This is a genomic window from [Ruminococcus] lactaris ATCC 29176, assembly GCF_025152405.1.
Classification (GTDB): domain Bacteria; phylum Bacillota; class Clostridia; order Lachnospirales; family Lachnospiraceae; genus Mediterraneibacter; species Mediterraneibacter lactaris.
In genome coordinates this window covers 2,493,964-2,518,836 of sequence record NZ_CP102292.1, presented here as the reverse complement: position 1 = coordinate 2,518,836, position 24,873 = coordinate 2,493,964, and the positions used below count along the sequence as shown (strand labels likewise).

Annotated in this window: 24 protein-coding genes; 21 read left to right on the top strand and 3 right to left on the bottom strand. The window is 41.9% G+C overall.

What is annotated here, in order from left to right; translation table 11 throughout:
* Positions 1 to 55: 55 nt before the first annotated feature.
* The 5 genes from NQ541_RS11755 to NQ541_RS11735 all read left to right on the top strand — a co-directional run bounded on the left by NQ541_RS11755 (position 56) and on the right by NQ541_RS11735 (position 4,493).
* Entirely contained in the window at positions 56 to 391 is a 336-nt protein-coding gene (locus NQ541_RS11755; RefSeq protein WP_023920483.1) for a DUF6145 family protein, read from the top strand.
* Positions 381 to 1,178: a TatD family hydrolase gene (locus NQ541_RS11750; RefSeq protein WP_005609503.1), complete on the top strand. Its 798-nt coding sequence runs from the start codon at positions 381 to 383 to the stop codon at positions 1,176 to 1,178. The genes NQ541_RS11755 and NQ541_RS11750 overlap by 11 nt, the downstream gene beginning before the upstream one ends.
* Positions 1,179 to 1,188: 10 nt before the next feature.
* The gene (gene rsmA, locus NQ541_RS11745) at positions 1,189 to 2,064 is read left to right on the top strand and encodes a 16S rRNA (adenine(1518)-N(6)/adenine(1519)-N(6))-dimethyltransferase RsmA (protein ID WP_044940119.1); all 876 of its coding nucleotides are present in this window, start codon (positions 1,189 to 1,191) and stop codon (positions 2,062 to 2,064) included.
* Between the two features lie 121 nt (positions 2,065 to 2,185).
* A complete protein-coding gene (locus NQ541_RS11740; RefSeq protein WP_005609501.1) occupies positions 2,186 to 3,556 on the top strand; it encodes a citrate/2-methylcitrate synthase in 1,371 nt (456 codons plus the stop codon).
* Between the two features lie 10 nt (positions 3,557 to 3,566).
* Positions 3,567 to 4,493 (top strand): alpha/beta fold hydrolase, encoded by a 927-nt coding sequence (locus tag NQ541_RS11735; protein ID WP_005609499.1) that lies wholly within the window; start codon positions 3,567 to 3,569, stop codon positions 4,491 to 4,493.
* Positions 4,494 to 4,628: 135 nt separating this feature from the next.
* Here NQ541_RS11735 and NQ541_RS11730 read toward each other — a convergent pair whose 3' ends face one another.
* Positions 4,629 to 5,048, bottom strand: a complete 420-nt coding sequence (locus NQ541_RS11730) for a hypothetical protein (protein ID WP_005609497.1) — start codon at positions 5,046 to 5,048, stop codon at positions 4,629 to 4,631.
* A gap of 15 nt (positions 5,049 to 5,063) precedes the next feature.
* Positions 5,064 to 5,396, bottom strand: a complete 333-nt coding sequence (locus NQ541_RS11725) for a hypothetical protein (RefSeq protein WP_005609496.1) — start codon at positions 5,394 to 5,396, stop codon at positions 5,064 to 5,066.
* Positions 5,397 to 5,633: 237 nt separating this feature from the next.
* On the opposite strand from NQ541_RS11725, the gene NQ541_RS12995 reads away from it, so the two are divergent.
* From NQ541_RS12995 to NQ541_RS11700, 5 genes are all read left to right on the top strand, one after another.
* Complete coding sequence (locus tag NQ541_RS12995) at positions 5,634 to 6,620, top strand: ATP-binding protein (RefSeq protein WP_023920488.1); 987 nt, start codon at positions 5,634 to 5,636, stop codon at positions 6,618 to 6,620.
* Between the two features lie 495 nt (positions 6,621 to 7,115).
* A complete protein-coding gene (locus NQ541_RS11715) occupies positions 7,116 to 7,769 on the top strand; it encodes a hypothetical protein (RefSeq protein WP_023920489.1) in 654 nt (217 codons plus the stop codon).
* 640 nt (positions 7,770 to 8,409) lie between these two features.
* Entirely contained in the window at positions 8,410 to 8,886 is a 477-nt protein-coding gene (locus tag NQ541_RS11710; RefSeq protein WP_005609492.1) for a complex I 24 kDa subunit family protein, read from the top strand.
* 2 nt (positions 8,887 to 8,888) lie between these two features.
* The gene (gene nuoF, locus NQ541_RS11705) at positions 8,889 to 10,775 is read left to right on the top strand and encodes an NADH-quinone oxidoreductase subunit NuoF (protein ID WP_005609490.1); all 1,887 of its coding nucleotides are present in this window, start codon (positions 8,889 to 8,891) and stop codon (positions 10,773 to 10,775) included.
* Between the two features lie 12 nt (positions 10,776 to 10,787).
* Positions 10,788 to 12,488 (top strand): [FeFe] hydrogenase, group A, encoded by a 1,701-nt coding sequence (locus NQ541_RS11700; RefSeq protein WP_005609488.1) that lies wholly within the window; start codon positions 10,788 to 10,790, stop codon positions 12,486 to 12,488.
* 112 nt (positions 12,489 to 12,600) lie between these two features.
* Here the strand turns inward: NQ541_RS11700 and lon are convergent, their stop codons facing one another.
* A complete protein-coding gene (gene lon / locus NQ541_RS11695) occupies positions 12,601 to 14,868 on the bottom strand; it encodes an endopeptidase La (RefSeq protein ID WP_005609487.1) in 2,268 nt (755 codons plus the stop codon).
* A gap of 191 nt (positions 14,869 to 15,059) precedes the next feature.
* Here lon and dusB point away from each other — a divergent pair, with 191 nt between their 5' ends.
* From dusB to NQ541_RS11640, 11 genes are all read left to right on the top strand, one after another.
* The gene (gene dusB, locus NQ541_RS11690) at positions 15,060 to 16,022 is read left to right on the top strand and encodes a tRNA dihydrouridine synthase DusB (protein WP_005609486.1); all 963 of its coding nucleotides are present in this window, start codon (positions 15,060 to 15,062) and stop codon (positions 16,020 to 16,022) included.
* Between the two features lie 267 nt (positions 16,023 to 16,289).
* Complete coding sequence (gene greA, locus NQ541_RS11685) at positions 16,290 to 16,772, top strand: transcription elongation factor GreA (protein ID WP_005609485.1); 483 nt, start codon at positions 16,290 to 16,292, stop codon at positions 16,770 to 16,772.
* A gap of 138 nt (positions 16,773 to 16,910) precedes the next feature.
* Positions 16,911 to 18,992, top strand: coding sequence for a lysine--tRNA ligase (gene lysS / locus NQ541_RS11680; RefSeq protein ID WP_005609484.1), 2,082 nt, complete (start codon positions 16,911 to 16,913; stop codon positions 18,990 to 18,992).
* 318 nt (positions 18,993 to 19,310) lie between these two features.
* Positions 19,311 to 20,024 (top strand): lantibiotic protection ABC transporter ATP-binding protein, encoded by a 714-nt coding sequence (locus NQ541_RS11675; RefSeq protein ID WP_005609481.1) that lies wholly within the window; start codon positions 19,311 to 19,313, stop codon positions 20,022 to 20,024.
* Positions 20,017 to 20,748, top strand: coding sequence for a lantibiotic immunity ABC transporter MutE/EpiE family permease subunit (locus tag NQ541_RS11670; protein ID WP_004853398.1), 732 nt, complete (start codon positions 20,017 to 20,019; stop codon positions 20,746 to 20,748). The genes NQ541_RS11675 and NQ541_RS11670 overlap by 8 nt, the downstream gene beginning before the upstream one ends.
* A gap of 1 nt (position 20,749) precedes the next feature.
* A complete protein-coding gene (locus NQ541_RS11665; protein ID WP_005330844.1) occupies positions 20,750 to 21,490 on the top strand; it encodes a lantibiotic immunity ABC transporter MutG family permease subunit in 741 nt (246 codons plus the stop codon).
* Positions 21,491 to 21,504: 14 nt separating this feature from the next.
* Positions 21,505 to 22,167 carry a response regulator transcription factor gene (locus tag NQ541_RS11660; RefSeq protein ID WP_005609473.1) on the top strand — a complete coding sequence of 221 codons (663 nt, stop codon included), beginning with the start codon at positions 21,505 to 21,507 and terminating at the stop codon, positions 22,165 to 22,167.
* Positions 22,155 to 23,531 (top strand): sensor histidine kinase, encoded by a 1,377-nt coding sequence (locus tag NQ541_RS11655; RefSeq protein ID WP_005609472.1) that lies wholly within the window; start codon positions 22,155 to 22,157, stop codon positions 23,529 to 23,531. Before NQ541_RS11660 ends, NQ541_RS11655 begins: the two co-directional genes overlap by 13 nt.
* 369 nt (positions 23,532 to 23,900) lie before the next feature.
* Positions 23,901 to 24,209: a type II toxin-antitoxin system RelB/DinJ family antitoxin gene (locus NQ541_RS11650; RefSeq protein WP_026649468.1), complete on the top strand. Its 309-nt coding sequence runs from the start codon at positions 23,901 to 23,903 to the stop codon at positions 24,207 to 24,209.
* Positions 24,206 to 24,544 (top strand): type II toxin-antitoxin system RelE/ParE family toxin, encoded by a 339-nt coding sequence (locus NQ541_RS11645; RefSeq protein WP_005609466.1) that lies wholly within the window; start codon positions 24,206 to 24,208, stop codon positions 24,542 to 24,544. The genes NQ541_RS11650 and NQ541_RS11645 overlap by 4 nt, the downstream gene beginning before the upstream one ends.
* 89 nt (positions 24,545 to 24,633) lie before the next feature.
* A complete protein-coding gene (locus NQ541_RS11640) occupies positions 24,634 to 24,843 on the top strand; it encodes a DUF6462 family protein (protein WP_005609464.1) in 210 nt (69 codons plus the stop codon).
* The last annotated feature ends 30 nt before the right edge of the window (positions 24,844 to 24,873 follow it).

Here is a 24,873-nt window from a genome sequence, read left to right as displayed (position 1 = left end):
GCGGGATACCGGGGAGAAGAACCAGACGGATATTCAAAGAAAAGGAGTAGCAGGAATGGATGAAGAAATGGTATTATGTGCGGCAAGTGCATATGAGAGAAAATTTTATCTGAACCCGGAATTTAATTCTCTTCCGGAAGAAGTGAAGCAGGAACTGCAGATCATGTGCGTGCTTTATACGGCAGATGTGGGCGGAATCCTGATGGTTGTCTATGATGAAAATGGAAATTTAGAGCTGAAGGTCGATCATAAAGAAGATGATTTTACTTTTGATGAGATCGGCAGTGTGCTGAAGATCAAGGAATTGCAGAAGACAAAAGAAGAGTTGTTTGAATCACTGGAAATGTTCTACAAAGTATTTTATTTAGGAGAAGACAGCGATGATATTTGATACGCATGCACATTATGATGATGAGCAGTTTGATGCAGACCGGGAAGAACTTCTTTCGGGAATGAAAGCAGGCGGTGTTGGGATGATCGTAGATGCAGCAGCAGCCGTTGCATCCTGGGATAAAATTCTCGAACTGACAGAAAAATATCCGTTTCTCTATGGATCGGTGGGGGTTCATCCGGACGAAGTGGGTGACTTAAATGAAGAGAATTTTGCGAGAATGTCTGAACTTGCCGACAGAAAAAAGATCGTTGCCATCGGAGAGATCGGACTGGATTATTACTGGGATAAAGAAGGACATGATCTCCAGAAATACTGGTTTATCCGGCAACTGGAACTGGCAGGGGAAAAGAAGTTACCGGTCATGATCCACAGCCGGGAGGCGGCAGCAGATACAATGGAGATCATGAAAAAATACGGCAAAGATCTGAATGGAGTGATCCACTGCTACTCCTATTCACCGGAGATGGCACAGGAGTATGTGAAAATGGGTTACTTCATCGGAGTCGGTGGTGTGGTAACTTTTAAGAATGCAAAGAAACTAAAAGAAACTGTCAAAGAGATCCCGTTAGAATCCATTGTGCTTGAGACGGACTGCCCATATCTTGCCCCGGAACCATTTCGTGGCAAAAGAAACTGTTCGCTTTACATTTCCTATGTGGCAGAGAAAATTGCAGAATTGAAAGGGATCTCTGCGGAGGAAGTCATCCGGCAGACAGAGGAAAATGCAAAGCAGCTTTATCAGATCAATGAAAGCAGGCTGCTGAAAGAGCAGGTCATTGAATAAAGGAGAGAAAATGAAAGAGCCAACTCTTGGAAATCCGCAGAATACAATTGAAGTTCTGCAAAAATATAATTTTGTATTTCAGAAAAAATTCGGACAGAATTTTCTGATCGATACGCATGTACTGGATAAGATCATCGGTTCAGCAGAAATCACAAAAGATGATGTTGTGCTGGAGATCGGTCCCGGAATCGGAACGATGACCCAGTACCTTGCCTGTGCGGCAAAAAAGGTGATCGCGGTAGAGATAGATAAGGCACTGATCCCGATTCTGGAGGATACCCTTTCAGAGTATGAAAATGTGCGGGTCATCAATCATGATGTACTGAAAGTCGATATCGCAAAACTGGCAGAGGAAGAAAATGGAGGAAAGCCGATCAAGGTCGTTGCCAATCTTCCGTATTACATCACGACACCGATCATTATGGGCTTGTTTGAGAATCATGTGCCGATCAAAAGCATTACAGTTATGGTGCAGAAAGAAGTGGCAGACCGGATGCAGGTCGGTCCGGGGACGAAAGATTATGGTGCATTATCGCTTGCTGTGCAATATTACGCAAAGCCATATATTGTGGCAAATGTACCTCCGAACTGCTTTATGCCAAGGCCGAAAGTCGGTTCTGCGGTGATCCGGCTGGAGCGTTATGAAAATCCTCCAGTCACAGTGAAGGATGAAAAGCTGATGTTCCGTCTGATCCGGGCTTCTTTTAATCAGAGAAGAAAAACGCTTGCCAACGGACTGAAAAATTCACCGGAACTGGACTATACAAAGGAAGAAATAGAAGCTGCGATCGAAGCGTTGGGGCGTGGAGCTTCTATCAGGGGTGAAGCACTGACCCTTGAAGAATTTGCGAAGCTGGCAGATCTGCTGTCAGAATGTCGTTTCTAAAATTTTCAGGCTGATGATTTCATAAAGATTTAATAGTCAGTTAATTGTATAAAAAGACTTATTTTAGTATAATAAAAAGGTCATACATGGAAAAGAGACAGAGAGAAGGAGGAATACGTACGTGGCAAAAGATATTAACAGCATATTTTTCGACATCACTCCTGAGATTGAAGAACTTGCACTCAAATGTGAGAAGAACAATGCGATTGAAAAAGAACTTTATACAAAGTATGAAGTAAAAAGAGGACTTCGTGATTTAAATGGTAAGGGTGTACTTGCCGGATTGACGAATATTTCGGATGTATGTGCATCAAAGATCGTGGATGGTATATCCGTTCCATGCGAAGGAAACCTGTATTATAGAGGTTATAATATCAAGGATCTGGTCAAAGGTTTCCTTGATGCAAAGCACCCGGGATATGAAGAGACCGCATATTTACTTCTGTTCGGAGAACTTCCGAATAAAGAAGAGCTGGCTCACTTTCAGGAGATGATGGCTGACCGCCGTATGCTTCCTCCGAATTTTGTGCGTGATGTTATCATGAAAGCACCGAGCCGTGACATGATGAACAGCATCACGAGGAGTATCCTTCAGCTTTATTCTTATGATGAGAAAGCGGATGATACAAGTATTCCGAACGTGCTGCGTCAGTGTCTGAACCTGATCAGCCAGTTCCCGATGCTGATGGTTTACGGTTATCACGCATATAATTACAGGATGGGAGAGGATCTTTATATCTATGCACCGGATCCGAAGCTTTCCACAGCAGAGAATATCCTGATGATGCTCCGTGAGGACAGAAAGTATACAGAGTTAGAGGCAGAGATTCTTGATATGGCGCTGGTACTTCACATGGATCATGGCGGTGGTAATAACTCGACCTTTACGACGCATGTGGTTACCTCTTCAGGTACGGATACTTATTCTACCATCGCTGCGGCAATGGCATCCCTGAAAGGTCCGAAGCATGGCGGAGCGAACATCAAAGTAACGCAGATGTTTGAGGATATGAAGTCTGTACTGACGGACTGGGGCGATGATGATCAGATCCGTGCTTATCTGGAGGCACTGCTGGATAAGCAAGCCTTTGATAAAAAAGGTCTGATCTATGGAATGGGCCATGCGGTTTATTCCATTTCCGATCCCCGTGCCGAGATCTTCAAGCGTTTTGTAAAGCAGCTTGCAGTTGAGAAAGGTCATGAGGCAGAATATGCACTGTATGAAAAAGTAGAGCATATGGCACCGGAGATCATTGGTGAGAAGCGTAAGATGTATAAAGGTGTTAATGCCAATGTGGACTTTTACAGCGGACTGGTTTACAGTATGCTGGATCTTCCGCCGGCATTGTATACGCCGATCTTTGCAGCGGCACGTATCGTAGGATGGAGTGCTCACAGACTGGAAGAGCTTAAGAATGTAGATAAGATCATACGACCGGCGTATAAACCACTTGCACCGTATCGTGAGTATATTAAATTAGATGACAGGTAATGATTAGATCATGAGAGATGAATTTTATTTTCCGTCGAAGGATGGTAATACTGAGATCCATACAATAGAATGGAAGCCGGCAGGAGAAGTGAAGGCGGTCGTTCAGTTGTGTCACGGGATGGTAGAATACATTAAAAGATATGATGAGTTTGCTGAATTTCTGTGCAGTCACGGATATTATGTAGTCGGGAATGACCATCTGGGTCATGGCAAGTCTGTGCAGAGCAAGTCAGAGTATGGATTTTTCAATGAAAAGTATGCGAATGCATGTCTGATCGGTGATATGCATACTCTGCGTCAGCGGACAGCAAAGAAGTATCCCGATGTTCCGTATTTTATGCTGGGACATAGCATGGGATCAAGTCTGTTGCGGCAGTATGTGCAGATGTATGGAAATGGACTTGCCGGAGCGATCTTTATGGGAGTAGTTGCGGATAAGCCGTATCATACACTTGTATCAGGAAGAAGGCTGTGCCGTTTTATGGCTGCATTCCGCGGCTGGCATTACCGGAGCAGACTGGTAGACCGCATGGCGGTTGGAGCTTTCAATAAAAAATACAGGCATCCTCAGACGAGAGCAGACTGGGTGACCAGTGACCCGCAGCGTCTGGAAGAGTATGTGTCAGATCCCCTTTGCTCCTTTATGTTCACTGTAAATGCGTATTACGGGATGTTTACGGGGATGATGGCGATGGAAAAGAAGGAAAGCATCTATATGATCCCGAAGAGTCTGCCAATCCTTTTTACGGCAGGAGCTGATGATCCTGTAGGTAATTTTGGAAAAGGTGTCAGAAAAGTTTATGAGATCTATCAGGCAGCGGGGATTCAGGATGTAAGCCTAAGACTGTATGCAGGAGACAGGCATGAACTGCTCAATGAGACGGATCGAGAGCAGGTATTTTCTGATCTGCTGGAGTGGATGGAAGAACGAAGATAAAAAGTGATAAGTTTATTTACATAAAAAGTAACCGTAATCCCAGGAGAGCAGGGAGATATGCTGCCCGGGGCGACGGTTACTTTTTGTCATTTACATATAAGGTGGCTATTGAGTGTTGGTAAAGAGAATATTTCTTCAATTATAATAATGATTAATCGTATCCACATAATGAAATACTAATTCTTTACTATTATGTTCCGCTTTTGTCAATCCTCGTAGTAATACGATTTCTGCCGTAATTTTTTCAGTGAATTTTTCTGACTGACCACTTAGTATAAATTGATTCGTGGCAGGATTAACGTACATCAATGTCACAGGAACATTCATCACCTTCATCAGATCCTGAGGTATTGGAGGTTCTATTGAATATACAGATCCAACTTCATTATAATATTCTAATATTTTCTTACCCTTTTCAGAAGTATCCTTTGAAATTTTATAAAAATATGACAATTTTTGTATGATGTCATCAATAGATACATTTGTATCAGGGATGATAGACTTGTATTTTTTATACACACGGTCCGAAGTTAAAATTTCTTTATAATCACTCATAAATGCCTCCAATATTTAGGGTATGGTAACAAGTGCAGTTTTTGTAAAAGTACCACCACCTACAACAGCTATTACTTCTGTAGAAAAAGCTAATCCATTAGTATTATCATAATGAACCCTAAATCGTACTGTAGCTTCAACAACAGTTCTAGCTTTAGTGTCTGTTAGTTGAACTGGAATCTCTTCTTGATATATAATATTCTGTTCAACCAGTTTGCTCATTTCATCTTGAGTAAAGTGATGATTTTCAGATTGAACTGTATCTATATCTGATGCAAAAGTAGATATTGAAAATAGCATTGATAATAAACAAATCACCGTAAGCATTGCAATTATTTTCTTTTTCATAAAAAATCTTTCTATAACATAAACTTAATAATATTCCCCATACAACATCCATAATTGCAACGTTTTATATGTAAGTAATGCTTAATACTAAGTTAGCATATCCCATTTAATTTGTCAATTATACTAAAACTTGAGTTTCCGCTTTCAAAAAATAAAAAAAATTGTGTTTTTGAAAGTGACATCTTGCATATACTATTAGCAGACAGTATAATAAGTACAGCGAAGCGGTTTCGAGAAATGAAAAAATTTCAATTTTTGAAAGCGGGTGAAGAAATCAAGGAATACCATGCCTTACACGCCTATGTGGAAGAACATTATCAGGAAGGCAAAACGAACTACCTGTTTGTAGACGAGGTTCAGATGTGTCCCAAGTTTGAGCTGGCAATCAACAGCCTGTACTCTAAGGGAAAATACGACATCTATGTAACAGGCTCTGATGCTTTCCTGTTGAGTGCAGATCTGGCAACTCTGTTTACCGGACGCTATATTGAAATTCATGTGTTTCCTTTCAGCTTTCAGGAATATTGCCAATATTATGATGATATTAGTGACAAAGATAAGCTCTTTGATGAGTATGCTATCAAGGGCGGTTTGGCAGGTTCCTATGCTTATAGAACCGAAAAAGACAGAACAAACTATATCAACGAGGTCTACGAAACGATTGTTACAAGGGATTTGGTACAGAAATATACTCTCCCGGACACTTTGGTTTTACAGCGTCTGAGCGAGTTCCTTATGGATAATATCAGCAACCTCACTGTTGTATTTTTCCCGTTGGTAATCAGGAATATAACATTGCCCCCGATTTTGTCTGATAAAAAGGCGTTAATTACATTGGCATGGGATACCCTGTGGCTTTTTCTTACGATTTTTGAAGTATGTAATCATTCGGGAGATAGAGAGGGAATGAGAGCTGGTTATATAGCTGCATTTATTCTTATGGCGGGAGTATGGCTTGTGTTTTGGGTGGCAAGGTATCTTCCGGTAAATGGATGGATAAAAGCAGGAACCATTTTAATCATAAGTTGTATCTGGATGGCATTTACAAATGATGTGTATGCATATTTCGCGGAACATAAAAAGCAATTAACAATACTTTCCACTCATTTTTCTGATTGGACAAATCATATTTGTGTGAATGCAAATGTCTGTACTCTGATTTTGATTTTTGGAGGTATAGCAGGTGGTGGTTTATTAGTATATGGAATGATCAATAGGAAGTGAAAATGCTTAAAGTGATATGAAGCAGCGAAGTCAGTGGTCAGGGGCGAAGCCGATACACCGCAGGGAAGTTTTTAATGGAACGGACACAGACACGAAAGCAAAATCAGAACCCGAAAATCTGCTCTCTATTTGCTCGAAAGGCAGACAGGGCAGATATGGGGACAGTGAAAACCCTCACAGCATCGGCTGTGAGGGTTTTCGTGGTTTTTATAGTTATCTAAAGGAATGAGAGTAAAGTGCTGGCACTTCCTGTGCCATACTTTATGAGGGGGAGATAGTTGTTCATCAACTATCTGAGTATTAGTATAGACAAAATGTGTGTCAAAAATATGAGTAAATTCTAAAACAAACAGAAAAAATATAAATATCTCATTAAGAAATTAGAAAAACTTGATAATCTAAGTAAAAAATGATAAACTTATCACGTAACTGATGGATCTATGTGGAGAGTGGGAACCTCCGCAGAGGGTTCAAATAAAAAAGGAGAAAAAGTTTATGAACAGAGGAAAAATGAAAAAAGTTCTTGCACTTATGCTGACCTTCATTTTTGTAATAAGTGCAACCGCATGCGGTGGAGCAACGAAGTTTGATGCAGAAGCTTATGTAAGAGGCGTAATGGATGCTAATTATAAGCAGAAATATGACGAGTATGCGAAAGCCCGCGGTATTTCAGAAAAGGATGCAAAGGCAGAGATTGAGGATACATTAGACGAGCAGGTCGATACAGAGCTGAGCGGACTGGAAGCTCTGGGAGATTTTACAGAGGAAGAAAAGCAGGAATACAAGGATATGCTTGTAAAGATTGATAATCTTGCAAAATACGAAGTAAAAGAAGCCAAGGAAGATAAGGATGGCAATTTTACAGTAACGATCGAGGTAACTCCGTCTGATGTATATCAGACTCTGGAAGATAATTCAACTGCAGTTGCACAGGAGATGATGGATCAGGGACAGGATGTAAGCCAGGCGGATGCAAGTATGTTCCAGGATCTGCTGATCCAGAGTATGCAGAAGTCGATCGATGGTAATACATATGGTGATACAACGACGATCGAAATTGCTGTAACAAAAGATTCTGATGGTCAGTACGGAATCAGTGATTCTGATATGGAGAAGATCTCCACAGCCCTGTTTCCGGGATCAGTCTAAGAATAGAAAGTCAGTCTGAAAAATCAGATGAAATGAAAAGGTTCTGTCATGGAAGTACCGGAAAGATAGTCTTCCAGACAGAACCTTTTTATCTGTATGAGATAAGAGTGAGGATGAGACAAGAGTGATAAGAACGGAGAAAACCCGCTGACCTTTCGGCCAACGGGTTTTCGGTTTTTTATAGTTATCTAAAGGAATGAGAGTTAAAGTCTGACACCCCGGGTCTGCCGGGATGCCATCACTTTATGAGGGGGGAGATAGTTGTTAATCAACTATCTGACATTTAGTATAATCATAAAATGTGTCCAAATTATGTTTAATTTATAAAAGAAAATTAAACTTCCTTATGATTTTATTAAGAACTAAAATAGTGATTCTTTGTCAGATTCGGAACTAAAAGACAATATATATAAAAAAATAAGCAAGAAATCAGAAAAAAGTAAAGCCCATTTTTTATTGGAAATAAAGGGAAAATTAAGAAAATAAAGAGTGGAAAGGAAAACTAAAATTGTTAAAAATAGACATTTGAAGGGCGATGTTTATTGATTAATCATATAAAATAACCTATAATAAAAACAAATTGATAGAAAATTATCAAAGTATAATAAGAACTGCACAAAAATATTGAAGGAGGAGCTATATGTTAGATCAAACCTACTATAAAAAAGCAGATGAGATCATTTCGCAGCATGGACTTGAACCGGCTTCACTGATTCCGATCATTCAGGACATTCAGAGTGAATATCGGTATCTTCCACCGGAACTTCTGAGGTATGTGGCGAAGAAACTTGGGATCAATGAAGCAAAGGCATACAGTGTGGCAACATTTTATGAAAACTTCTCTTTTGAACCAAAGGGAAAGTACATTATTAAAGTCTGTAATGGAACTGCCTGTCATGTCAGAAAGTCAATTCCGATTTTGGAACGGCTTTATAGTGAACTTGGACTTTCAGAAGAAAAGGCGACAACGGACGATATGTTATTTACACTGGAGACAGTTTCCTGTCTTGGAGCGTGCGGACTTGCTCCGGTTCTGACAGTAAATGATAAGGTTTATCCGGGAATGACCCCGGATGCTGCGGCAGAACTGATTCACGAATTGAGAGGAGCGGAATAAGTATGGAAAAAATTACGAGCAGAGAAATACTTCATCAGATTCGTGAAGAGGCGGCAAAAAAGATCAGCGACAGCCGTTGCAGGATTTTGATCTGTGCAGGAACCGGGTGTCTGGCAGGCGGATCAGGTGAGATATACAGGCGGATGAGCGAACTTGCAGAAGAAAATCCGGATATTGACGTGGAATTTGGACCGGAGATTGCTCATGGTAGTGGCCCGTTGGAAGTGAAGAAAAGCGGATGTCACGGATTCTGTGAAATGGGACCGCTGATGCGGATCGAACCGGCAGGAATCCTTTATACAAAAGTAAAGCCGGAAGACTGCAATGAGATTTTCCACAGAACGATCGAAAAGGGAGATGTTATCCGTCATCTTTTATTTAAGCAGGATGGGATTGAGTATAAAAAGCAGGAAGAAATCCCGTTTTATAAAAAGCAGACGAGAAATGTACTGAAAAACTGTGGACATATTGATGCAGAACATATAGAAGAATACATTTCCACCGGAGGATATGAGGCATTAGAGAAAGTCCTGTTTGAGATGACACCGCAGGAAGTGGTGGAAGAGATTTCAGCATCCAATTTAAGAGGAAGAGGAGGCGGTGGATTCCCAACGGGATATAAATGGTCACAGGTAGCCCGTCAGGAAGAAAAGACCCGCTATGTAGTCTGTAACGGTGATGAGGGAGATCCGGGAGCATTTATGGACCGGAGTATTATGGAAGGAGATCCGCATAAGATGATCGAAGGAATGATGATCGGGGCTTATGCGGTAGGAGCCAGAGAAGGTTATATTTACGTGAGAGCGGAATATCCGCTGGCGATCAGCCGTTTGAAACGGGCAATTTCACAGGCAGAGGAAAGCGGTCTTTTAGGCGATCATATTTTAGGAACAGATTTTTCATTTCGCCTACATATTAATCGCGGTGCAGGAGCATTTGTCTGCGGAGAAGGAAGTGCATTGACTGCGTCCATTGAGGGAAAAAGAGGTATGCCGCGTGTCAAACCGCCAAGGACGGTGGAACAGGGTCTGTTTGGAAAGCCGACGGTTCTTAATAATGTAGAGACCTTTGCCAATGTTCCGATGATCATTAATAAAGGAGCAGAATGGTTCCGTTCCATCGGACCGGAAAAAAGTCCGGGAACAAAAGCATTTGCATTGACAGGAAGTGTTCGGCATACAGGTCTGATCGAAGTGCCGATGGGAACGACCCTGCGGGAAGTGATCTACGATATTGGTGGTGGCATCAAAGGAGACGGAGCGTTCAAAGCGGTGCAGATCGGAGGTCCGTCAGGAGGATGCCTGGTGTCGAAAGATCTGGATGTCAGTCTGGATTTTGATTCATTGAAAAAAATGGGGGCAATGATCGGTTCGGGCGGACTGGTTGTGATGGATGACCATACGTGCATGGTGGAAGTGGCGAGATTCTTTATGAATTTTACGCAGAATGAAAGCTGTGGAAAGTGCGTGCCATGTCGTGAAGGAACAAAGCGTATGCTGGAGATCCTGGAGCGGATCGTGGCAGGAAATGGAAAGCTGGAAGACCTTGATCTGCTGGAGGAACTGGCGAACATGATCACAGAAACTGCACTGTGCGGTCTTGGAAAGAGTGCGGCACTTCCGGTTATGAGTACGCTGAAAGTATTCCATGATGAGTATGTGGAGCATGTGGTTGAAAAGAAATGTGCCTCCCATACCTGCACTGCATTACGAAAGTTTATCATCAGTCCTGAGCGGTGTAAAGGATGTTCAAAATGTGCGAGAAACTGTCCGGTCGGTGCGATCAGCGGAAAGATCAAGGAACCATTTACGATCGATACGGAAAAATGTATCAAATGTGGAGCATGTGCGAGTGCCTGTGCATTTGGTGCGATTCATATTGAAGGGTAGGAGGAACAGAGTATGGGCTATATGACAATTAACAACAGGAGAGTGGCTTTTACAGATGAAAAAAATGTCCTCTCAGTGATCCGAAAGTCGGGAATCGATCTTCCTACGTTCTGTTATCATTCAGAACTGTCAACCTATGGGGCGTGCAGGATGTGTGTGGTGGAAGATGAACGTGGAAAGGTATTTGCATCCTGTTCAGAAGTACCACGGGATGGTATGGTGATCTATACAAATACACCAAGATTGCAGCATCACAGGAAAATGATCATTGAACTGCTGTTGTCATCCCATTGCCGTGACTGTACAACGTGTGCCAAAAATGGAGTCTGTACGTTACAGAAGCTGGCAAGCCAGTTGGGTATTTCAGAGATCAGATTTGAAAATCATAAGAAACCACTTCCACTGGATACCTCTTCGGATTGTGTAATAAGAGACCCCAATAAATGTATTCTCTGTGGGGATTGTGTGCGTACCTGTGATGAAATCCAGGGACTTGGCATTCTGGATTTTGCTTTCCGGGGTTCAAAAATGCAGGTTATGCCGGCATTTAACAGAGAGCTGGCAGAGACTGACTGCGTAGGCTGCGGACAGTGCAGGGCGGTCTGTCCGACCGGTGCGATCAGTATCCGGCAGGATGTTGATCCGGTATGGAAAGCGTTGGCGGATAAGAATATCAGAGTTGTGGCACAGATCGCACCGGCTGTCCGGGTGGCGATCGGAGATAAATTTGGAATCCCGAAAGGTGAAAATACACTGGGACGCCTGGTGGCAGCTCTGCGACATATGGGATTTGATGAGGTATATGATACAAATTTCGGGGCAGACCTGACGGTAATGGAAGAGTCAGCAGAATTGCTGGAGCGTTTAAAATCCGGTAAGAATCTTCCGTTATTTACTTCCTGCTGTCCGGGCTGGGTGAAGTTCTGTGAGAACCGTTACCCGGAATTTCGGGAAAATATTTCCACCTGCCGTTCTCCGCAGGCAATGTTCGGAGCATTGCTGAAGGAAGAAGCCCGGATGAAAGCGGCAGAAGCGGAAAAAGAAGGACGAAGCCTCCGCAAGACGGTTGTGATCTCGATTATGCCATGTACGGCAAAAAAAGCAGAGATCAAAAGACCGGAGCATTTTACAGAAGGGCAGCAGGATGTAGATTATGTACTGACCACGACAGAAGTGACCCGTATGATCAAAGAAGCGGGAATAGATCTGTCGCAGATCGAACCGGAGGCACTGGATATGCCGTTTGGTCTGTCTTCGGGGGCAGCAGCGATCTTTGGAGTAACGGGTGGTGTGACCGAGGCAGTTCTGAGACGTCTGGTACACAGCAGCAGGATGGAAGATCTGCAGGACATCAGCTTTACGGGAATCCGCGGGATTGAAGGAATCAAAGAAGCCTCCATCCAGCTTGAGGACAGAACGGTGAAAATTGCAGTGGTGAATGGTCTTCGCTGTGCAGAAACACTGCTGGAGAGGATCAAAGCCGGTGAAGTCCAATATGATTTCGTAGAAGTGATGGCATGTAAAAGAGGCTGTATTGCCGGTGGTGGACAGCCGGTGCCGATCGGACCGAGGACGAAACAGGCCCGGCTGGATGGAATGTATAAGATCGACAGCATGGCACAGATCAAGAGATCCGATGAAAATCCGATCATTGCAGAGGTTTATGAGGGAATCCTGAAGGGCAAGGAACATAAATTGCTGCATAATAGATAAAAAATCGCCTTATATCAGATGCACAGCAACTGGTATAGGGCGATTTCTGAATTATGTCGGATTATCGGTTATCAAGATAATCTTTTACAAGAAAGAGACTGGAAATCCAGGGTTATTTCAACACCAGTTTTAGTACCTCAGTCACTTTTTTCACCGGAATGATTTCCAGCTTATTTTTAACCTCATCGGCAACGTCATCGAGATCCTGTTCATTGTCAGCAGGAATCAGAACCTTTGTGATTCCTGCACGCTGGGCGGCCATAAGCTTTTCAGGAAGTCCGCCGATCGGCATGACACCGCCACGCAGGGAAACTTCTCCGGTCATGGCATATTCCGGGCTGACTTTCTTCCCCGTGAGAAGTGATGCAAGTGCTGTTGTCAGCGTGATTCCGGCTGATGGACCGTCTTTTGGAACCGCACCGGCAGGAACATGGATATGGAGGTCGTGGTCATCAAGCACTTTGCTTTCCTTTGGATAAAGTGATTTTACAAGACTCAGTGCAATCTGAATGGACTCCTTCATTACATCTCCAAGCTGACCGGTAATAATCATCTTGCCTTTGCCCGGAATCAGTTTACTTTCTATAAATAAAATTTCTCCGCCCGCTCTGGTCCATGCAAGTCCGGTGACAACTCCCGGTTCAGGGGAAGAGAGTTTCCGCTCATGGTGGAGCTGCTTTTTCCCAAGATATTTTTCGAGATTTGTCTTAGTGACTGTCAGTGTTGTTCCCTCATTTTTAACAAGTTGGACGGCAGCCGTCCGGCAAAGAGTATTGATCAGTTTTTTCAGGTCACGGACACCGGACTCCATTGTGTATTCATCAATAATCCTGCGAATCGCTCCGTCGGTTACTTTCAATGCATTTTTCTTAATTCCCATGGCATCGAGAGCCTTTGGAAGAAGATGTCTGCGGGCAATCTGATATTTTTCTACTGCAGTGTAACCGGAGAAATTAATAACCTCCATACGGTTGAGCAGTGGTTCAGGAATCGTATCCAGTGAGTTTGCAGTGCAGACAAAAAGTACATTGGACAGATCGTAAGGCACATTCATATAGTGGTCAGTGAAAGTGCTGTTCTGTTCAGGATCAAGAACCTCCAGAAGGGCACTGGCAGGGTCTCCGCCGTAATCTTTGGCAAGTTTGTCAACCTCATCCAGTACAATGACCGGATTGGAGACACCGCTTCGCTTGATTCCTTCCATGATCCGTCCGGGCATAGCACCGATATAAGTACGTCTGTGGCCACGGATTTCCGCCTCATCACGGATACCACCAAGACTGATCCTTACATATTCTCTTCCGAGAGCCCGTGCAATACTTTGTCCGATACTGGTCTTCCCGGTTCCAGGAGCACCGACAAATAAAAGGATCGAGCCATATTGCTTCCGGTTGAGAGCCATAACGGCGAGTTGCTGGATGATGCGTTCTTTGACTTTTTTCAGACCATAGTGATCTTCATCAAGAATCTGCTCCGCCCGGTCAAGATCGATCGGGGTAAACTGCGGTGCTTTCCAGTCCAGGCTGGTCATAAAGTCAAGGTAATCATACAGAAGACCGTACTCATGGCTGTCCTTGCCTTCCTGCTTCATGCGGTTCAGCACTTTTTCAGCTTCTTTACGGGCTTCGTCATTCATGCCGGATTCTTCAATCTTTTTCTCAAATTTCCGGGTATCGGAAATATTTTCAGGGTGAAGTTCGTCCAGTTCTTTCTGAAGATAACTGATCTGCTTCTTGATGGCTGCCTCGCGATAAAGCTGCTCCTGATCATCTTTCTGAGCTTCCTTTGCTTCGGTGGAAACTTTGGCAACCTCCATAAATTCGTTGATGGCAGCTTCGATCAGCGTACAGCGTTCCCGGCGGGAATCCGTTTCAACAATGGCATATTTTTCTTCGGGGCTGATATTCAGATATTCCGAAAGGGCAGATCCGAGATCATACATATTTTTCCGCTGTAAAATGAAACTTCTTGCCCACATTCCCCACTGGTATCCCTGGACAAATTTCAAAAGTGCGGCACGTAAACGGAGAAATTGAGCCTTCTCTTCTTCTGCCGTATAGTCATCAACCTCTGCACGAATAGATGCCTCTGCGAGAATCTGACCATTTTCCACCTCGACATCTGAAAGATCAACACGCTCCAGCGTGCGGATCTGAACACTGTCATCGTCTCCGAAAGCCTCTACTCTGGCGGAAATGCCGACCGGACAGATATGGTCAGCGTCCAGTTCTTCAGCGTCATCTTCATTTCTTAAGAAAGCAAAAAGCAGCTCACTGCCGACTTCAAGCTGCTCGGATGCATTTTCAGTAAAAAACTCTTTTTTGAAGTGATAGGTGACATCGGGAAGAAATAATATATTATAAATTGGCTGTATTACCATAGTAATTCTCCTTTCATCTGATAGATTATTAGCACTCTTAACTAATGAGTGCCAATATATAGTAGAAACCTAGCATAAAAATGTAAAAATGTCAATAGAGGCAAGGTTGACTTTTAAAATGGTTTCGTCTAAGATGAAAACGATAAAATCTGAAAAGAACGAAATAGAGAAGAACAGAACGGAATAATACGATGAGACAGTTAAGAATAGGAAATGTAACCTTAGAGAATACTTATATTCTGGGGCCAATGGCGGGAGTGACAGATCTGCCGTTTCGCTTATTGTGTAAAGAGCAGGGAGCAGGTCTTTTGTGCATGGAAATGGTCAGTGCAAAAGCCATTCTCTATAATAATAAGAATACAGAGACGCTTTTGGAGATCCATCCGGATGAACAGCCGGTATCTCTCCAGTTTTTTGGTTCAGATCCTCAGATTATGAGTGAAATGGCAAAGCGGGTCGAGGAAAGACCGTTTGATATTATGGATATTAATATGGGATGTCCTGTACCGAAAGTCGTGAAAAATGGTGAAGGATCGGCATTGATGAAAAATCCAAAGCTGGCACATGAAATTATCAGTGCTATGGTCAAAGCAATCAGGAAACCGGTGACAGTTAAAATAAGAAAAGGCTTTGATGACAACTGCATTAATGCAGTGGAGATGGCGAAGATCGCAGAAGATGCGGGGGCAGCAGCCATTGCAGTCCATGGAAGGACAAGAGAGCAGTATTACAGCGGAAAAGCAGACTGGGAGATTATTCGTCAGGTAAAAGAGGCGGTTTCCATTCCTGTGATTGGAAACGGCGATGTGACCAGCCCGGAGCGTGCAGATGCCATGGTGAAAGAAACCGGCTGTGATGGTGTGATGATCGCCCGGGGAGCCCAGGGAAATCCGTGGATCTTTTCTGAGATGATCGAGCATGAAAGAACAGGGAAGATCCCATCGAGACCGACGAATGAAGAAATCCGGAAAATGATGCTCCGACATGCAAAGCTTCAGCTTCAATATAAAGGAGAATATCTGGGAATCCGGGAAATGAGAAAGCATGTGGCATGGTACACGAAAGGACTGCCGGGTTCAGCAAAACTGCGGGAAGAGATCAACCGGGTTGAGTCTTATGCAGAACTGGAAGATCTGCTGTACAGACAGCTATAAAACATAGTACAGAATCGGGGATGCGAAAGCAAGAAAACCGAATACAAAGCCGAATACGAAAGCCGAATGCGAAAGCCGAATCTGCTTGACATCAGCAGGCGGTTTGGGTATAATATTGAAATTGCGAAATAGACTTAAATGACAGCATACAGGTGAAAATCAGGTTGTGTACAGTCTGTATAGATGAACAGGTCAGAACAGTATACGGACAAGGTTGAACCTGTAAGTATAGACAGAAAAGAAAGAATCAGAAAGGAAGCGTAACCGATGGCAGAAGCTAAGAAAAGATTACTTACTTACGCAGGCTTAAAAGCACTGGAAGATGAACTGGAGAATCTGAAGGTAGTAAAGAGAAAAGAAGTAGCAGGCAAGATCAAAGAAGCAAGAGAGCAGGGAGATCTTTCCGAGAATGCTGAGTATGATGCAGCAAAGGACGAGCAGAGAGATATCGAGGCCCGTATCGAAGAATTAGAAGCAATTCTGAAAAATGCAGAGGTAGTTGTTGAGGATGAAGTAGATCTGGATAAGATCAATGTCGGATGTACTGTGAAAGTATTTGATATTACTTTTGACGAGGAGATGGAATTTAAAATTGTTGGTTCTACAGAGGCTAACAGTCTGGAAGGAAAGATTTCCAATGAATCTCCGGTAGGTCAGGCACTGATGGGCAAAAAGGTGAACGATGTAGTTGACGTAGAAACCCAGGCAGGAGTGATCCAGTACAAAGTACTTGATATTCAGCGTTCATAATCAGTATAAGATATACCAGCACAGACCTCTTAAATAATTAAGAGGTCTTAGTTCGCTTAAAGGGCAACCTGAAAGCGGCAGAAAGAGATACGTTTTCTGCGTCATTCATCTGAAACGGACTGACGCAGGGCAGACAATATGGAAGGAGAACAGACAGTGGGACAGAATCAGAAGAACACACAGGAACCGGATATGAATCAGTTGAGAAAGGTTCGCCGTGATAAACTCGCAGAACTGCAGCAGAACGGAAGAGATCCGTTCCAGATCACAAAGTTTGATCAGACGCATCATTCACTTGAGGTAAAGGATCTTTATGAGGCACATGAGGCTGAGCTTTTAAAGGATCACCAGGAGCCGAACGTAGAAGGAATGGATGAAGAGCAGGCAAAAGAGGCTCTTAAAAAGGATTACGAAGAGAGAAGAAGCATTATGGATGCAAATCCGATCCATGTAGCAATCGCAGGACGTATGATGTTCAAGAGAGTTATGGGAAAAGCTTCTTTCTGTAATATCCAGGATTTACAGGGAAATATCCAGGTATATGTTGCCAGAGATGCAATCGGAACAGACTCTTATGCTGATTTTAAGAAATCTGATATCGGTGATATTTTCGGACTGGAAGGATTTGCTTTCAGAACAAGAACAGGAGAAATCTCCATCCATGCAGAGAAGATGACACTCCTTTCCAAGAGTTTACAGATGCTCCCGGAGAAGTTCCACGGTCTGACAGATACAGATACACGCTACCGTCAGAGATACGTTGACCTGATTATGAACAGCGATACAAAGGATACATTTATTAAGCGTTCCAAAATCCTCAGTGCAATCCGTAAATATTTAAGCGGAAAAGGATTTATGGAAGTTGAGACTCCGATGCTTGTAGCCAATGCAGGTGGAGCAGCAGCAAGACCATTCGAGACGCATTTTAATGCCCTGAATGAAGATCTGAAGCTTCGTATTTCGCTGGAACTGTACCTGAAGAGACTGATCGTTGGAGGTCTTGAGAAGGTATACGAGATTGGTCGTGTATTCCGTAATGAAGGCCTTGATACAAGACATAATCCTGAGTTTACTTTGATGGAGCTTTACCAGGCATATACAGATTACCATGGCATGATGGATCTGACAGAGAACCTGTACCGTTTTGTTGCACAGGAAGTTCTTGGAACAACTCATATCGTATATAAGGGAATCGAGATGGATCTCGGGAAGCCGTTTGAGCGTATTACAATGGTTGATGCGGTTAAGAAATATGCAGGCGTTGACTGGAATGAAGTAAAGGATCTTGAGCAGGCGAGAGCAATCGCAAAAGAGCATAATATCGAATTTGAAGAAAGACATAAAAAGGGCGATATCCTGAATCTGTTCTTTGAAGAGTATGTAGAGGAACATCTGCTTCAGCCTACATTTGTTATGGATCATCCGATCGAGATTTCACCTCTTACAAAGAAAAAACCGGAAAATCCGGAATATGTAGAGCGTTTCGAGTTCTTCATGAATGGTTGGGAGATGGCAAATGCTTACTCCGAGCTGAATGACCCGATCGACCAGAGAGAGCGTTTCAAAGCACAGGAAGAACTGCTTGCACAGGGCGATGATGAAGCCAACACAACAGATGAAGACTTCATGAATGCATTGGAGATCGGTATGCCGCCAACAGGTGGTATCGGATTCGGTATCGACCGTATGTGTATGCTCCTGACAGGTGCAGAGGCAATCAGAGATGTGTTGCTGTTCCCGACAATGAAGTCTATCGGCGCAGATAAGCAGGAAAATAAGGCATCTAAGAGTAACGAAGCAGAAAAATGCGACCAGATTGCGACTAAAGAAGAGAAGATTGATTTTTCAAATGTAAAGATTGAGCCTTTGTTTGAGGAAGAGGTAGATTTTGATACATTCAGCAAGTCAGACTTCCGTGCAGTAAAGGTGAAAGAGTGTGTTGCAGTACCGAAGTCAAAGAAACTGTTACAGTTCACTCTTGATGACGGAACAGGTATTGATAGAACAATCCTTTCTGGTATTCATGCATATTACGAACCAGAAGAATTAGTTGGAAAGACACTTATTGCGATCACTAACCTGCCACCGAGAAAAATGATGGGAATTGAATCTTGTGGTATGTTGCTTTCAGCAGTGAATAATCTGAAAGATTCAGAGGATGAAGAACTGCATCTTGTTATGGTTGATAATCACATTCCGGCAGGCGCAAAGTTATACTAGAATTAAAAGATATCAAAATTCAGAAAAATAAAATCATTGATTTAAAGAGAACACGTTTAGTTAAAAGTAGCAGACAATTAATGCCTGCTACTTTTTTTATAATAGTTATATAGTTTGGATGAAATCACGGAGATATTCTGTAAATTAGGACTTCGTATTTGTAACAGCTTTGCTGATTTCAGTGGAAAGCCGAGTTCTGATAATGATATTCAATTGATGGTTTATTCCATACGGGAATAAATCTTCATCAAATCTTTATTTTTTTCTGTTAGGTTATATTTCAGTAAGAAATGAAATATAGAAGGAAGGATAGTAAAGATGGAAATGATGTTACAGACACAAAATCTATGTAAATATTTTAGAAAACAGAAAGCGGTAAATAATGTTTCACTTAATATCGAAAAGGGACAGATTTATGGACTGCTTGGACCGAATGGCGCTGGTAAATCTACCACATTGAAAATGCTGACCGGTATGATGAAACCAACTGCAGGAAAGATTTACTTTGATGGAAAACTTTTGGATAGGAAAGATTTATCAAAAATAGGAGCGTTAATTGAAAATCCGCCTATTTATGAAAATCTTTCCGCCAGAGAGAATTTGAAGGTAAGACAATTATTGCTTGGTACAGATGAAAACAGAATTGATGAGGTCTTGCAGATTGTATCACTTACAAACACCGGAAAGAAGAAAGCAGGACAGTTCTCTTTGGGGATGAAGCAAAGACTAGGCATTGCAATGGCATTGCTTGGAGAACCGGAACTTTTGATATTGGATGAACCTACGAATGGATTAGATCCAATAGGCATCGAGGAATTACGAGAGCTGATCCGGTCTTTTCCGGAACAGGGAATCACTGTAATTCTCTCCAGTCATATTCTCTCAGAGGTACAGTTACTTGCAGATAAAGTCGGGATTATTTCAGGTGGAATCTTAGGATACGAAGGAGCATTAAAGCAGGGAGATAATCTTGAAGATTTGTTTATGAATGTGGTAAGAAAAAACCAGAAAGCAGGTGAAATCCATGGTTAATATTATAAAAGCAGAACATCAAAAAGCCAAAAGAACCATGCGAAAAAAGTTTATCTGGGGATTTCCTCTTCTTACATTTGTCATGGCATTTATATTTACTCTTGGGATGACAAATGCTTATGCAGAAAGTGTTTGGAACTGGTGGTATACACTTTTGCTGCCGGGGATGATTGCTCTATTTTGTTATCTTTCTGTGGCGCAGGAGAAAAAGATAAAATACTATCATTTAATGACTATTCCCACAGACAGAAGAAAATTGTTGCTGGGGAAAATTATTTATATTGGGTACATGATTTTGTTTTCTAATGTGATTGTGTTTGCAGGAGCAACGCTTGGAGGCTTTCTTCTAACGACACATGTTCCAGTTGGAGGAGCGTTGATTGCAGTATTGTTTCTGACGGTTTCTGAGTTATGGGAGATTCCGGTAGCTTTATTTTTAAGTGAACGATTTGGAATGATTGTAAACCTGTTCGTCTGCCTATTTATTACCGTCAGCGGTGTGGTAATATCACAAACCAGAATCTGGTATGTACTTGTTTCTGCAATCCCTATGCGAATGATGTGCCCGTTGCTTCATGTTTTACCAAATGGACTTGCCGCAGAAGCAGGGAATCCTCTTTTGGATACGGGAGTCATTGTTCCGGGAATGTGTCTCTCAATCATCTGGTTTGTTTTTGTAACGGTTCTGTTTTTGAAATGGTTTGAGAGAAGAGAGGTGAAATAAGATGATTGGAAGATCTCTTAATGCAGACTTGCGAAAGATGAAAGGAACATCTGTGATTCTGGCACACTTACTGATTCCGATTATAACCAGCGTTATATTTTTAATATATTACTTTTTTTCACCATGGAATGAAAATATGAAAGTGATTGCATTTTATCAGGCAATAGGAGCAGGACTTCCGGTACTTATTGGAATTTTTACAGCAAGTGTGATGGAACAGGAACAAAATGCAGGTGATTTTCAAAATCTGTTGTCTTTACCGGATAAACCTGCAGCATTTTTATCGAAACTGTTGATGCTACTGGTTTTGTGTCTGTGCTCTATCCTATTGACAGCAATCATATTCGGAATTGGATTTGGAAGAATCGCATCAAGCGATATCGAAATCATGAAAGGATGTATATTTGCAGCATTGCTGCTGTGGGGAAGCAGTGTTCCACTTTATCTGTGGCAGCTGATTCTGGCTTTTCAGTTTGGAAAAGGGGTATCCATTGGAGCAGGGATTATATCAGGACTAATTAGTGCATTGATGCTTACCGGACTTGGAGATTATGTGTGGAAATATGTATTTGTCTGCTGGACGGGTAGAGTACCATATACTTATCTGCAATCTGTATTGGGAGAAACTAGTGTAGGTGAATGGTTGTCATTCATACCAGGTTGCTTAATATTTACAGGGATTAGTATGGTATACTATTTTTGGTGGGTAAACCACTGGGAAGGAAACAGAATATCGGAATAGAATCGAGGGAAACTATGGCAAAAATACTGGCAGTTGATGATGAACCGGCAATTTTGGAAATGATAGAAAGCATTTTGAATAAGGATGGACATCTGGTTACCAAAGTAAGTAATCCACTAAAAATTAATATGGAAGAATTACATCGTTATGACCTGATTTTACTTGACATTATGATGCCTGGAATGGACGGCTTTGAATTATGCAAAAGAATCAGGGCACTTGTGGATTGTCCGATTTTGTTTCTTACGGCAAAAACGGAGGAAAACAGTCTGGTAAACGGACTTTCTTTAGGAGCAGATGATTATATTTCAAAGCCATTTGGAGTGATGGAACTTCGGGCAAGGATCAATGCACATCTTAGAAGAGAGCACAGGGAACATTCTGTCCGGATGGTTTTGGGGAGGGTCTGTATTCAAATATCTCAAAAGAAACTATTGGTTGATGATAAGGAACTTCCTCTTACGAAAGCGGAGTACGAAATCTGTGAATTTCTGGCTAAAAACAGAGGACAGGTTTTCTCGAAGGAACAGATATTGGAAGCGGTCTTTGGCTTTGACAATGAGAGTAATGACAGTACTATAATCACGCATATCAAAAATATAAGAGCAAAATTTGCGGATTATGATTATACACCGATAAAAACAGTCTGGGGGATTGGATATAAATGGGAAGAGTAAAGAGAAGCAATGCACTCAGCAGGATTTTTATGAGATATGTACTGGTCATGCTTGGATCATTAGTTGGTTTGGTGATTGTTGCTTATCTGCTGCTGTACCTTTTGATTAGTGTGGGCTGTATCTATCCGGCGAATTATGCAGAGCAAAAGATTAATGAAGCATATGATACGATTCTACGTGCAGATAAAGTGACTGCTGAGATGATTCCCGCACTTTGTGATTATGTAATCTTTTCAGAGAATGGAGAGAAAATAGGTGGAGATCTGTCAGAACAATACGAACAGATAGCATGGAATGTTGCAAAGTACGGAAACGCATCCGGGAAATATTTTTATAAAGTAATTGTAAGGGAAAATGAATATGTTGTATTGCAATATCGCCTGACACCTCAATATCATTCAGCTTTTTTGAGGGAGCATTTTATAGGACCACAGAATGTGATGATTATTATGTCTGTGATTGGAGCGGTAGCGATTATCATCATTCCGTCCATACGTTTTGGAAAAAGAATCAAAAAGCAGATGCAGCCTGTATTAGACGCAATCGGACAAATAAAGGATCAAAATCTGGAATATGAGACATCCTGTTCCGGTATCAAAGAGTTTGATGACTGTTTATCGGCAATCGATGATATGCGAGATGCATTGCGAGAATCTTTAGAAAAGCAGTGGAAAACAGAGCAGGAAAAGAAACAGCAGATGTCTGCTTTGGCGCATGATATTAAAACACCTCTTACGATTGTACGGGGAAATGCAGAACTACTTTCAGAGACTGAACTGACCACAGAACAGAAGAAAAATATCACTTATGTTTTGAACGGCACAACACAGATACAAAGTTATGTAAAACAGTTGATAGATGTCACAAAATCATGGAATTGCAGTGATGTTACCTATACAACGGTGAGGTTAGAAGATTTTTTCGCAGATATAAAGGAACAGGCACTCGGACTGGTAGAAAGCTATCACCAGAAGATAGATTGGAAGGCGGGACAAAGTGATAAAAAGGTAACGATTGCTTATGATCCAATGTTCCGGGCCGTAATGAATATGATTCAGAATGCAGTGGAGCATACAAAAGAAAATGGAATCATTTATATTGACGCAAAGGAGCAGGATGGCCGGCTGACATTCATTGTGGAGGATAGCGGATCAGGATTTACAAAAGAAGCATTATTGCATGGCACAGAGCAGTTTTTTATGGATGACACAAGTAGAAATGGCGAAGCCCATTATGGGATGGGACTATTTTTTGCAAAAACTGTGGCTGAAAAATATGGTGGAGGTATTAAACTTTCAAATTCTGAAAATACAGGTGGGGCGAGGGTAGAAATATTTTTCCTGAGTAGTCAAGAAACAAGCTAAATAGACCGCAAACAAAGCTGGAGAAAGGTAGAAAGCTGATAAGGGAATTGCTTGCTGATAAAAAAGAAATTTCCATCAGGGAATTAGATGAAAAAGCAAAAGAGCAGGGAATATCCGGACGAACAATGCGTGATGTGAGAAGCCGAATGAAGAATGAGTTGGAGTATCGAGTAAATGAAAAACAGGAAAACAGTATTCGATTAAAAGAATGATGGGTGGCAGAGTTATTGAAGAAAATATAAATTCTTATAGATACCCTATCTGCCACCTGCCGTCTGCCGGTGTATGAAATTACGAAAACAGATTGCGAACCGCTTGCAACTTGCAATCAAACAAGATATAATGAAGAAAAAAGAGGAGGCGATATCTATGGCAAGAACAGCAAATGTATTTGCACGTGTTGAGCCTGAAGTGAAAGAACAGGCAGAGCAGGTGCTTGATCGACTTGGAATTCCAATGTCCAATGCGGTAGGAATGTTTCTGAGACAGATTGTACTCCAGAGAGGAATTCCTTTTGAGATGAAACTTCCAGCTTATGAGGAGCCTGTTGCATATGGCTCTCTGACAAAGGAACAGTTCAATGCAGAAATAGAAAAAGGCATGGAAGATATTAAGGCTGGCAGAGTGTATTCAGCAGATGAAGTTGAAGCAGAAATGAAACGGGAATTTGGTATATGAAATATAAAGTGATGTATACAGCAGGAGCAAAGAAAGATCTGCGAAATATTTTCAGATATATTTCAGAGGAACTGTTAGCTCCAGAGAATGCTGCAGGACAGACAGAGCGGATTATGACGTCAATTCGGAAGCTGGATACTATGCCGAACAGAAATCGGCTCTATGAGGAAGAACCGTGGCACAGCAGAGGACTTCGATTCTTTCCGGTGGATAATTATCTGGTATTTTACAAAACAGATGATGAAACTGAAGCGGTATATGTAGTGCGAATTATGTATGGTGGACGTGATGTTTATAAACAGTTAAATCAAACAGAAGACGTTTCAGTAAATTAAAACAGAATATGGAACCAGAGGTTTAAGCAGTTAGTCTATGAAAAAAATAGGGTAGCTGCTTTTTTCATGTCCAAAAGGAGGTGCGGTGTATGGGATATGCACGTAAAGATGTAGAGAAAACAAAGAAAATAGCAAAGAAATTTGTACGCTATCAAGAGGGTGCAGAGCTTTATAGCATTGGATTGACGAAATTCCAGGAGTTGGCGAAAGAAGCTAAAGCAGTGTATAAGATTGACAAGGTTGCTCTTGTAAATTGTGAGATATTTGAAAAGTATCTGGAGACATTTCGGATTGCGTAGGGAACAGAAGAAAATTGTGGAAGGACGAAA